The 11,366-nt window shown below is 70.6% G+C and carries 8 protein-coding genes and 1 pseudogene; 3 read left to right on the top strand and 6 right to left on the bottom strand.

Annotated features, from left to right (window positions below; all coding sequences use genetic code 11):
• Positions 1–470, bottom strand: a 470-nt coding sequence (locus BFF76_RS28060) for a DeoR/GlpR family DNA-binding transcription regulator (RefSeq protein WP_141695682.1), incomplete at its 3' end; no start/stop codon positions are given.
• A 442-nt stretch (positions 471–912) separates the two neighbouring features.
• On the opposite strand from BFF76_RS28060, the gene BFF76_RS28055 reads away from it, so the two are divergent.
• The 3 genes from BFF76_RS28055 (at position 913) to BFF76_RS28045 (ending at position 4,206) form a co-directional block, all read left to right on the top strand.
• The gene (locus BFF76_RS28055; protein ID WP_031092664.1) at positions 913–2,619 is read left to right on the top strand and encodes a lysyl oxidase family protein; all 1,707 of its coding nucleotides are present in this window, start codon (positions 913–915) and stop codon (positions 2,617–2,619) included.
• A gap of 146 nt (positions 2,620–2,765) precedes the next feature.
• A complete protein-coding gene (locus BFF76_RS28050; protein WP_031092668.1) occupies positions 2,766–3,551 on the top strand; it encodes an SAM-dependent methyltransferase in 786 nt (261 codons plus the stop codon).
• Positions 3,552–3,576: 25 nt separating this feature from the next.
• Positions 3,577–4,206, top strand: a complete 630-nt coding sequence (locus BFF76_RS28045) for a class I SAM-dependent methyltransferase (RefSeq protein WP_065849324.1) — start codon at positions 3,577–3,579, stop codon at positions 4,204–4,206.
• A gap of 15 nt (positions 4,207–4,221) precedes the next feature.
• Here the strand turns inward: BFF76_RS28045 and BFF76_RS28040 are convergent, their stop codons facing one another.
• The 5 genes and pseudogenes from BFF76_RS28040 to BFF76_RS28020 all read right to left on the bottom strand — a co-directional run.
• Positions 4,222–6,924: a SpoIIE family protein phosphatase gene (locus BFF76_RS28040; RefSeq protein ID WP_031092672.1), complete on the bottom strand. Its 2,703-nt coding sequence runs from the start codon at positions 6,922–6,924 to the stop codon at positions 4,222–4,224.
• Between the two features lie 10 nt (positions 6,925–6,934).
• Positions 6,935–9,049, bottom strand: coding sequence for an MMPL family transporter (locus BFF76_RS28035; protein WP_031092675.1), 2,115 nt, complete (start codon positions 9,047–9,049; stop codon positions 6,935–6,937).
• Between the two features lie 186 nt (positions 9,050–9,235).
• Positions 9,236–10,135: a carbohydrate ABC transporter permease gene (locus tag BFF76_RS28030; protein ID WP_031092677.1), complete on the bottom strand. Its 900-nt coding sequence runs from the start codon at positions 10,133–10,135 to the stop codon at positions 9,236–9,238.
• A complete protein-coding gene (locus BFF76_RS28025) occupies positions 10,132–11,094 on the bottom strand; it encodes a carbohydrate ABC transporter permease (protein WP_065849323.1) in 963 nt (320 codons plus the stop codon). Before BFF76_RS28025 ends, BFF76_RS28030 begins: the two co-directional genes overlap by 4 nt.
• Positions 11,091–11,366: pseudogene (locus tag BFF76_RS28020) on the bottom strand (extracellular solute-binding protein); the annotation flags it as partial. The pseudogene BFF76_RS28020 and the gene BFF76_RS28025, both read right to left, overlap by 4 nt.

Below are 11,366 nucleotides of genomic sequence, written 5' to 3'. Positions count from 1 at the left end.
TGCTGCTGCTCGACGGTCGCCTGCGCGGCAGCACCATGGCGACCGCCGAGCAGCAGCACAGCGGTCTTCTCGGCGTCCGCGAGGACGGTCGCGACGGCCAGGGACGCGGTGACCACGGTCAGCGGCCGGTCCCGGGGAAGGGCTTCGGCGATGAGCTGCGGGGTGAACCCCTCGTCGACGAAGACCGTCTCGGCGTCGCCGAGCAGGTCTGCGGCGGCCTTCGCGATCCGTGACTTCTGAGGCACGTGGTGCGTGGTGCGCATCGCCAGAGTGGTCTCGAACCCCGCGCTCTCGACCGGGTACGCACCGCCGTGCGTGCGCCGCACGAGACCGTGCTCCTCAAGGGTGTGCAGATCGCGCCTGATGGTCTCCTTGGCCACCTGGAACCGCTCGGCCAGCAGGTTCACGTCGACCGACCCGTCCTGTCGGGCCGTCTCGAGTATCCCTCGTCGGCGTTCCTCGGTGCCCACAACACCTTCCCTGCGCTAGTACGAATCGGGTGTGGTCCGGCGTCCGTTCGGGCCCACGCATTGTTTGTACAAGCTGAAACGGCTGTTCGGCCAGTTCCTTCGCGCCGCGGCCTGCGCCCGTTCATGCCCGTTTCACGACGGGGCTCGGCGCCCGTGGCCGGAGTGCGGCGGCGCCCGGGCAGCCGGGCAGCGCCTGATTCGCCCGTGACCGCGCCCGTTTCGTGCCCGTCAGTGGTCACACGGATGCCGGGATGCCTAGCACAGCCATCCCGACACCGCATCGGAAACAGCCTGGAAATGTCCGATTGCAGACGCCACTGCCTGATTTCGGCCAACATTCCCTGTCTCATGACCCTCAGGGCAACCCGCGGTCGTGGTTGTCGTCTCTCACGGGCAAAGCGACTCCACCCGCCTCACGGGGCATTCCGGACATCGGAGAACGATGAGCACCAGCACCCCCCGCCGCAGGCTGCGGCGCCCCGCGGTCGCGGCCGCCGCCGCGATCACCATGACCGCCGGCGTCGTCGCCGCGGCGCCCGACGCCGGGCAGAAGGCTCCCGTACCGTGGCTCGGCCTGGTCGCCGCGTCGAAGACCGTGACGCTCGACTCGTGGAAGGAGGACCCGGGCGTCTATCTGGACCTCGGGACGTATCTCACGGCCTCCGGGGCCCCGTTGGAACTGCGGGTGACACGGAAGAGCTACAAGGACCCGGTCGTCGCCACCCAGATCATCCGCAAGGGGAACAAGACCCGGACCAGGGCCCTCCCCCAGAACCTGGTGAAGGATTTCTCGGGGCTGCCGGACTTCGTCCGGATCACGGTCCGGGACGGTGCGGGCAAGGCGGTGGTGAGCCGTACGGAGTCGTTCTGCCCGAACAACGCGTCGGGCAGGATCCTGCCCGACGCCCCGGCCACGTCGAAGTATCCCGAGAGCTGCCCCACGAACCCCTTCACGCTCGGCTCCGTGTGGGGCGTCGAGAACGGCTGGGCGTCCAACACCTACGCCGGCTACTACTCGGCGCCGGTCGCGCTCCCGGCCGGGAAGTACACCGCCGAGGTGGCGATCACCAAGCGGTACCGCGACCTGTTCAAGATCGCCGACAAACCCCAGACGGTCGACGTGACGGTTCGCGAGCGAAGCTGGGAGGAAGAGAGCTCCGGCCGGGCGCCGGACGCGCGCTCCGCGTCCGGGCACGCCGCACACGGTGCCGGCCACTCGGGCCACGCCGCGGCACGCACACCCGCTCCGTCTTCCGCGACCACCGGTGCGGACCCCACGTACAACGTCGGCCACGGCCCCCACCCCCCGGCGCCCGCCGCCGTTCCCTGGGCCGCAGCGCGCGAAGGATTCCGGTCGGCGCAGGGCGACGGTCCGGGACGCACGGACGGCTCCCGGCAGGCACCCGCGGCACAGCCGAACGCGAAGCGTCCGACGGGCAGGGCGGCCGTGCCGGACGTCCCCAAGCCCGACCTGCGTTCCCTGCCCGCCTACGGCATCACCATCGGCGCGGGTGACACCGGGACGCCGGGCAAGGACTACCTGGCCTTCAGCGCCAACGTGTGGAACGCGGGCCCCGCACAGCTCGTGGTGGACGGATTCCGCAAGCCCGGCAACGAACTGATGGACGCATACCAGTACTTCTACGACGCCTCCGGCAAGCAGGTCGGCTACACCCCGACCGGCACCATGGAGTGGGACCCCCGTCCAGGTCATGAGCACTGGCACTTCACCGACTTCGCCAGCTACCGGCTGCTGAAGGCCGACAAGAAGGAGACCGTGCGCAGCGGCAAGGAGGCCTTCTGCCTGGCCAACACCGACGCGGTCGACTACACGGTGAAGAACGCCAACTGGCACCCGGACAACACGGACCTGTCCACGGCCTGCGGCCAGGAGAACTCCATCTCCGTTCGGGAGGTGCTCGACGTGGGCTCCGGTGACACCTACACCCAGGACCTTCCGGGCCAGTCCTTCGACATCACCGGGCTCGCCAACGGCACGTACTACATCCAGGTGCTGGCCAACCCGGAGAAGCGGCTCAAGGAGACCGACCTCGGCAACAACAGCGCCCTGCGGAAGGTGGTCCTGGGCGGCAAGCCCGGCGCGCGCACGGTGACCGTGCCCAAGCACGACCTGGTCGACGCTCCCTGACAGGCGGCCTGCCGGCGCGGCCCCCGGGGCACACCCCGGGGGCCGCCCCTGTCACCCCGCAGCTCCAACGGAACTCCTTCACCGGTCAGTTGCTGTGGCAGACTTCGCAGGCGGACCGGTTCACCTCATCTGCAACGGAGCTCGTCATGACGGCTGGGACATCTCTGCCCCCGATAGACACCAGCAGGCCCCACTCGGCACGCGTCTACGACTCGCTGCTGGGCGGCAAGGACAACTACCCGGTGGATCAGGCGGTGGCCCAGCAGCTGCCGGCCGAGGCGAAGGCCGGGGCGTTCCAGAACCGTTCCTTCATGAACCGCGCCACGGCCTGGCTCGCCGGCGAGGGCATCAGCCAGTTCCTCGACATCGGCACGGGAATCCCGACCGAGCCGAACCTGCACCAGACGGCCCAGGAGATCAATCCGCGGTCGAGGGTCGTCTACTGCGACAACGACCCGATCGTCCTGCGGCATGCGGAGGCCCTCCTGATCAGCCGGCCGGAGGGGGTCACGGACTACGTGCACGCGGACGTGCTCCAGCCCGCCACGATCATCGAGGCGGCCCGCAAGGTCCTGGACTTCGAGCGGCCCATCGCCCTCTCGCTCCTGGGCCTCCTCCACTTCCTCCCCGACGACCTGGACCCCCGGGGCATCGTGCGTACCCTGGCGGCCACCCTGCCGCCGGGCAGTTACGTGGTGCTCTCCCAGGGCGCCTCGGACGTGAACCCCGAGCGCGGCAAGCAGGGTGCCGACGAGTACGGCAAGGGCGGCATCCGGCTCGCGCTGCGCACCCGCGCCGAGTTCGCCCGGTTCTTCGAGGGCCTGGACATCGTCGAGCCGGGTCTCGTGACGGCTCCGGAGTGGTTCCGCGGCACACCGGCGCCGGAGCAGGAGCTGAGCGGCGTCTACGTCGCGGTCGCCCGTATCCCGTAACAGCGGTCCGGAAGGGGACGTCCTCATGGCCGACGGCCACCAGCACGCGGCAGCCGAGGCGTTCGACGCCATCGGGGCCGGTTACGAGACGGCCTTCGCCGGCTCGTCCGCGCACCACGCCTCGCTGGAGCGGCTGCTGGAGCGGCTCGCGCCGCACAGCAGGGTTCTGGACGTGGGCAGCGGGACGGGCCGGCCGACCGCCCACACCCTGGCGTCCGCCGGGCACGAGGTCCTGGGTGTCGACGTCTCGCCCGTCATGGTGGAGCTGGCGACCCGCCGCGTTCCCGAGGCGTCCTTCCGCTGCGCCGACATCCGTGAGGTACCGCTGGAGGAGGAGAGCTTCGACGCGGTCTGCGTCTACTTCTCGCTCCTGCAGATGTCGCGCGACGAGCAGCGCTCTCTCGTCCACCGCCTGGCGGGGGCGCTCAGGCCGGGCGGCAGTCTGGTCCTGGCGACCGTGCCGCTGGACGTGGAGGGCGTGAGCGCCGTCTTCATGGGCCAGGAGGTGCGGGTGACCAGCTTCGGCCCGGAGGCGTTCAGGGCGCTCGCGACCGGTGCCGGGCTCACTGTCGTGAGCGAGGTGGACACGGTGTTCACCCCGGACTGTCAGGGTGCCGTGCCCGAGCCGCACCTCTATCTGGACTGCCGCCGCTGACCTGGCGGTGCTCCGTCACCCCACGCCGTTCACATCCGGCTGCAGCAGCTGCTCCGTCCAGATGACCTTGCCACCGTCGTCCGTGTAGCGGGTGCCCCACCGTTCGGCCAGCTGGGCGACGAGGAACAGTCCCCTGCCCCCCTCGTCCGTGCTCGCCGCCTGGCGCAGGTGGGGCGAGGTGCTGCTGCGGTCGAACACCTCGCAGATCAGTGTCCTGTCACGGATCAGCCGTACGCGGATGGGGCCGGTGGCGTAGCGGATGGAGTTGGTGACCAGTTCGCTCAGGATCAGCTCGGTCGTGAACGCCTCCTCGACGAGGTTCCACTCGGCCAGCTTGCGGGACACGTCGGAGCGGACCCGGGCGACCGCCGAGGGGTCGGAGGGCACGTCCCACTCGGCCACGTCCTCGGCGGCGAGGAGTCGGGTGCGGCCGACGAGCAGCGCGATGTCGTCACGGGCCCTGCCGGGCACCAGGACGCGGAGGACGGCCTCGCAGGTCTCCTCCGGTGTCCGGTCGGGATGTCCGGACAGGGTGTCGCGCAGCCGTTCCAGGCCCTCGTCGATGTCGCGTCGCCGGTCCTCGACCAGCCCGTCCGTGTAGAGCACCAGCCGGCTGTCCTGCGGAAGCTGTACGTCGAGGGTCTCGAAGGGCATGCCGCCGAGCCCCAGGGGCGGGCCGCCCGGTACATCCGCGAAGACCGCGTCGCCGTCGGGGCCGACGATCACCGGCTGGAGGTGACCGGCCCGCGCCATGGTGCAGCGGCCGGACGCGGGGTCGTAGATGGCGTACAGACAGGTGGCACCGGTGACGCCTCCTCCCTCGAAGCCCTCGGCGGACTCGTCCAGGTCGATGCGGGCCACCAGCTCGTCCAGGTGCCACAGCAGTTCGTCGGGCGGCAGGTCCAGGGTGGAGAAGTTGTGGACCGCCGTGCGCAGGCGCCCCATGGTCGCGGCGGCGTGGAGCCCGTGCCCCACCACGTCACCGACCACGAGCGCGACCCGGGCGCCGGGCAGCGGGATGATGTCGAACCAGTCGCCGCCGACACCGCCCAGTCCGCCGAGCCCGGCCTGCGCGGGGAGATACCGGTAGGCGGCGTCGATGGCGCTCTGGTCGGGGAGTCCCTGCGGCAGCAGGCTGCGCTGCAGGGTGACAGCCACGTTGTGCTCGCGCGAGTATCGGCGCGCGTTGTCGATGCTGACCGCGGCGCGGGCGACGAGCTCCTCCGCGACGGACAGGTCCTCGTCCTCGAAGGGCTCCGGCCTCTGGGCCCGCCAGAACATGGTCACGCCGAGGATCACGCCCCTGGCTCGCATCGGGACGGCGATCAGCGAGTGGAATCCGCACTCCATGATGCGCTCGGCACGCTCCGGGTCCGGCGGTCGCCAGCCGGGACGCCGGGTCAGGTCGGTGTAGAGGAGGGCCTCGCTCCTGAGCAGGCCGGCACCGATGTCCGTTTCCGGCGCGAAGCGGATCACCGAACCCAGCGGGTGGAGCCCCGTGTCGTCACGGGCGCCGCTGAAGGCGGAGCGGCGCAGACCGTCGGTGGTGGCTCGGGCGAGCGTGGGTTCCTCGCCGCGCAGTACGCCCTCGGCCAGATCCACGGTGGCGTAGTCGGCGAACCTGGCCGTTGCGAAGTCCGCCAGCTCCTCGCACGTCCGTACGACGTCCAGTGCGGTGCCGACCTCCGTGCCCGCGTCGTAGAGGAGCTTCAGCCTGCCGCGTGCCGTGGCCGCCTTGCCCGTGAGGGCCTGCAGCTCCGTGGTGTCGCGCAGGGTCGTCACGCTGCCGGGCGGTCCGCCGTTGCGGTCGGTGGCCCGCTGGCTGACCGCCAGCAGTCGCGTGCCCACGGAGTGCACCTCGTCGGTCGCGGTGCGTCCCGAGACCAGCAGTCCGGTCATCACGGGGTCGAGGCCGAGTTCGGCCACGGGTCTGCCCTCGACGTCCGGGGGGAGGCCGAGGAGCCTTCGCGCCTCGTCGTTGGCCAGCAGAAGCCTTCTGTCGCCGCCGACGATGACCACGCCTTCCCGTACGGCGTGCAGAACGGCGTCGTGGTGCTCGTACATCCGGGTCATCTCGGTCGGGCCGAGACCACGGGTCTGGCGTCTCAGCCGCCGGGTGACGAGTGCGGTTCCGCCCATGGTGAGCAACAGAATTCCCGCGGCCGAGCCGAACAGGAGCGGGAACTGGTCCTCGACGACCCCGCTGACTTTGCTGATGGTGATTCCGGCGGACACCAGGCCCACGACCTGACCGTTGGCGCCGCGGACGGGCACCACGGCCTGGACGAGGGGGCCGATGGTGCCGTCGATCCTCTCGGTGACGACCCGCCCGTCGAGCGCGGGGCCCACGTCGCCGACGAACTTCTTCCCGATCCTGTCGGGCAGCGGATGGGTGTAGCGCACGGCATCGAGGTTCAAGACGACGACGAAGTCGACCCCGGAGCCCTTCCGCGCGGCCTCGGCCTTCGGCTGGAGTACCGCGGTGGGGTCGGGGCTCCGGAGCGCCGCTTCCATGCCGGGGGCGTTCGCGAAGGTCTCTGCCACGGCGACCGAGCGATTGCGCGCTTCGCGTTCGCTGCCGGCCCGGGACTGCAGCACGAGCGCGGTCACAGATGCAGCGACGAGCAACACCACGATCGCCACCTGCAGGAGAAAGACCTGACCAGCGAGGGTTCTCATTCGGAGAAACGAACGCGGGCGGCCGTAGCGTCCGGCCATGCTCCCCTTTCTACACGGCTTCCCGCTTCCTCGCTGCCCCGCCGTCCTCGCGGGCCAGCCGGTGCGGCCACCAGACACGCGGCCCGATGTCGAGGAAGAGGGAGGTGACCAGCACGGACCGCACGACGAAGGTGTCCAGTAGTACGCCCAGTGCGACCGCGAAGCCGATCTCCGCGAAGGCCACCACCGGCAGGGTGCCGAGCACCGCGAAGGTCCCCGCCAGCACCAGGCCGGCCGAGGTGATGACCGCCCCGGTCGCGGCGAGACCGGTGACCACGCCCGCGCGGGTGCCCTGGTGGAGGGCCTCCTCGCGGATCCGGGTGGTCAGGAAGATGTTGTAGTCGATACCGAGGGCGACCAGGAACACGAAGACGAAGAGCGGGAAGTCCGTCGTTTCACCGGCGTAGTCGAGGACGTGGCGGAAGACCAGGGCGCTGACACCCAGCGCGGCGGTGAACGACAGCACCACGGTCGCGACGAGCAGCAGGGGCGCCAGCAGGGAGCGCAGGACGAGGGCGAGGATGACCAGCACGACGAGCAGCACGAGCGGGATGATCAGCACGTTGTCGTGCCGGGTGGCGGCGTCCATGTCGAGTGCCGCCGCCGTGTCCCCGCCCACCTGCGCGTCGGCTCCCGGAATCCCGTGGACGGCGTCGCGGACCCGCTCCACGGTGCGGTCGGCCTGCTCGCTGTCCGCGGCGTCCGTCAGGGTCGCCTCGAAGATCGCCCGGCCCTCGTGCACAGGGCGGGCGCCGGGTGGCACGACCAGAGATCCCGGCACCACTCCGCGGGTTCCCTGGACCGCGGCGCGCACCTGTGCGCTCCGGTCCGCCGCCGCGATGACGACGAGGGGACTGCCGCTCCCGGCCGGGAAGTACCGGTTCTGGACCTCCTGGCCCGCGATGGAGTCCGGCTTGTCGGGGAAGGAGTCGGCGTTGCTGAGCCCTGCCGCGCGCAGCTGGACGAGCCCCAGTGACAGCGCGGCGAGCACCAGTGCGGTGGCCACCCAGATCCTGCGCGGGTGAAGGGCGAGCCGCCGTCCGGTCCGCGCCCAGAATCCGCGCTCGGTGGGCTCGGGGGTGCCGAGGTGCGGGACGGCCGGCCAGAAGACCCAGCGGTCGAAGATCACCAGGAGGGCCGGGAGGAGCGAGAGCATGGCGATCAGGGCGATCGCCACTCCGATCGCCGCGACCGGCCCGAGGCCACGGGTCGAGTTCATCTCGGCTGCCAGCAGGACGAGCATGCTCAGCACCACGGTGCCGCTGCTGGCCACCACGGCCGGCCCGGCTCGGTGCAGTGCCCGGGCCATGGCCTCGTGCCGGTCCTCGTGGCGTCGCAGCTCCTCGCGGTAGCGGGCGACGAGGAGCAGGGCGTAGTCCGTTCCGGCGCCGAAGACCAGCACGGTCAGGATGCCGGCGCTCTGTCCGTTCACGGTGAGGCCCGCGTGCGCCGCGAGCAGGTAGATGAGGGCCTGCGCGGCAAGGAGGGCGGCGACGACCGAGACGACGGGCAGCACGAGCAGCGTCGGACTGCGGTAGGTGATCAGCAGCATGACGACCACCACGGCGAGCGCGGCGAGGAGCAGGGTCGAGTCGATGCCCGAGAAGGCGTCCGCGGAGTCGGCCGCGACTCCTCCCGGCCCGGAGATGTGGACCGTCAGGCCTCCTTGACCGGTCCCCACGATGTCCCGTACGGAGTCGACGGCGGGGCCGATCCGCTCCCAGCCCTTCTCGTCCATGGTGATGGGGACGAAGATCTGGGCGGCGGAGGGAGCTGTCCTGCTGTCGTAGAGCGGGCCGCGTGTCTCCTCACCCCGTACGCCGTGGGCGCGCAGCGTCATGATCTGCCGCTTGTCCTCACCGATCCGGCCCCGGTCCGCCCCGGTGAGACCACCCTCGCGCGCGTAGACGACGACGGCGGTGATGATCTCGGGTCTGAAGCCCTTGGACTCCTCCCAGACCTGTGTGGATTCGGCGCTGCTCGGAAGCCAGGACGCGGCGTCGTTGTCCTGGGCTCCCATGAGTTTCCCGGCGAGCGGTGCGGCGACCACGAGGACGACCAGCCAGAACGCCACGATGAGCCACTTGGTGCGTCGTCCGCACATCAGCCGGGCCACTTCGCGCATGCCGCTCCCCCGCTTCGTCCTGTTCCGTGGCGGCGAGAGTAGAGGGACGCGGGTCCGGCCGGGTTCGCGACATGCCGTGGGCACCGTCCACGAGCCACGGTCGGACCACCGCCGGACGTGGACACGGCCCGACGGCCCGTACGGATGCCGTGCCTTCCGTACGCGCCGTCAGGTGTGGCGTGGCCGCTACTGGCCGGCGAGACCGGTGTGCGCGATACCGCGCACGATCTGCCGCTGGAAGAACGCGAAGACGATCAGGAGGGGCGTTCCGGCGATCACGAGCGAGGCCATGATCTGGGCGTACCGCACCCCGAAGGTCGACTGGACGCTGACGAGGCCGACGGGCAGGGTCATGCCGCCCGGGTCGGTGGTCACGAGGAACGGCCACAGGAAGTTGTTCCAGGTGGAGATGAAGGTGAAGATCGCCACGGCCGCCAGCACGGGACGGGACAGCGGTATGACGATCGTCCAGAACACCCGCCAGCGGCCGGCGCCGTCGACGAAGGCCGCCTCCTCCAGTTCCCTCGGTACGCCTTCGAAGAACTTGACCAGGATGAACACCATGGCGGGTACGGCGACCTGGGGCAGGATCACACCCCAGTAGGTGTCGACGAGGCCCAGCTGGACCATCTCGCGGAACAGGGGTGCGATGAGCACCTGCGGCGGCACCATGATTCCGGCGAGCACCAGCCCGTAGAGCAGCCGACGGCCCCGGAAGTCGGTGCGGGTGAATCCGTAGGCGGCCATCGCGCAGGTCACGACGGTCAGCAGGGTGGTCATGACGGAGATGTACGCCGAGTTCATGAGCCAGACCATCAGGTCGCCCGACTCCCAGACCTTGCTGTAGGCGTCGAGGGTGACGCGCGAGCCGATCCAGGAGAGCGGTGTCCTCGTGGTGTCGCCCTCCGGTTTGAGGGAGGTGGCTACGGCCCAGGCCAGCGGGAGCAGCCATGCCGCGGTGAGGAGCAGGGCGACGACGAGCAGGACGATCCTGCCCCGCGTCCAGCGGGGGCGGCGGCCTCCGGCGTCGGCGGGCCGTTCGGACCGTGGGGCGGGGCGGGTGGTGACGGTGGCGGAACCGCTCACTTCGCGGCCTCCTCAGCTCGGCGCCGGGACAGCAGCGGCTGCACCAGGGAGACGGTCAGGATCAGGGCGAAGAAGATGTACGAGACGGCCGAGGCGTAGCCGATGCGGTAGCCGGTGAAGCCCTGCTGGTAGACGTACTGGAGGATCGGCCGGGTGGACTCGTCGGGGCCGCCGCCGGTCATGATGTAGACCTGATCGAAGATCTTCAGCGAGGCCAGCACCTGGAGGACCACGACCAGGCCGGTGGTGCGGCGGAGCATCGGCAGCGTGATGTGCAGGAGCCGCTTCCCGGCGCCCGCCCCGTCCAGTTCGGCGGCTTCGTACAGGTGCGCCGGAATGGCCTGCAGTGCCGCGAGGTACAGCAGGAAGTTGAAGCCGACGGTCCACCAGACGGTGGTCGCCACGATGCTGAGCATGGCGTACCGCTCGTCGGTCAGCCATCCGATCTCCGGCGTCAGCCCCACGGCGGCGAGCATCTGGTCGGCGAGACCGAAGCCGGACGGCAGGATCATGTTCAGGAACAGCAGGCAGACGACACCGGAGGGCAGCAGGAACGGCGCGAACCAGCTGAGCCGCCAGAGCCACTGCACGACCCGCAGCTCGTGGGCCAGCAGCGCCAGGACGATGCCGACGACGACGAGGGGGACGGTGGACAGGACCGTGAACCAGACGGTGTTCCACAGCGAGGACCAGACGTCGGGGTCGCGCACCGCCTCGGCGTAGTTGTCGAGGCCGACGAACTCGCCTCCGGCGCCGGTGATGTTCTCGCTGGTGAGGCTCATGCCCAGGCCGGATATCAGCGGCCAGATCAGGAACATGACGTACACGAGGAGGAAGGGTGCGACGAACACCAGGCCGTGTTCCGTCCACTTCCTGCGCACGCCGCGGGCCGGACGCCCGGCCGGTCCCCCGGAGGGCTTCGCGACGGGTGCCGGCGCCGCCGCGGTCGTGGAGGTCATGACGTGGCTCCCGGGAGGGGGTTGCGGGTGTCGAGGAGGGTCCGCAGCCGGGCCTTGGCCTCGGTCAGGGCGTTGCGCGGACTGCGGGAGCCGGTGAGGACCCCGGAGAACACGGCACCGAGCTCGATCCACAGCCGGGAGGCGGAACCGGCGAACCACGCGGGCTCGTCCAGCGCCACGTCGTCGATCACCGTGCGGTACTCGGACTGCGGCTTCAGGGCAAGGTAGGCCGGGTCGTCGAGCACCGGCAGGTAGGCGGGCACGTGCCCGCC

The sequence above is a fragment of the Streptomyces mutomycini genome (assembly GCF_001700505.1).
Taxonomy (GTDB): domain Bacteria; phylum Actinomycetota; class Actinomycetes; order Streptomycetales; family Streptomycetaceae; genus Streptomyces; species Streptomyces mutomycini.
The sequence above is the reverse complement of the archived record's forward strand: the minus strand, read 5'-3'. Positions and strand labels throughout refer to the sequence as shown.

Bases quoted from the DNA above. Each gene is read 5' to 3' on its own strand.
- BFF76_RS28055 (WP_031092664.1), top strand. From the start codon at position 913: ATGAGCACCAGCACCCCCCGCCGCAGGCTGCGGCGCCCCGCGGTCGCG.
- BFF76_RS28050 (WP_031092668.1), top strand. From the start codon at position 2,766: ATGACGGCTGGGACATCTCTGCCCCCGATAGACACCAGCAGGCCCCAC.
- BFF76_RS28045 (WP_065849324.1), top strand. From the start codon at position 3,577: ATGGCCGACGGCCACCAGCACGCGGCAGCCGAGGCGTTCGACGCCATC.
- BFF76_RS28040 (WP_031092672.1), bottom strand. From the start codon at position 6,924: ATGGCCGGACGCTACGGCCGCCCGCGTTCGTTTCTCCGAATGAGAACC.
- BFF76_RS28035 (WP_031092675.1), bottom strand. From the start codon at position 9,049: ATGCGCGAAGTGGCCCGGCTGATGTGCGGACGACGCACCAAGTGGCTC.
- BFF76_RS28025 (WP_065849323.1), bottom strand. From the start codon at position 11,094: ATGACCTCCACGACCGCGGCGGCGCCGGCACCCGTCGCGAAGCCCTCC.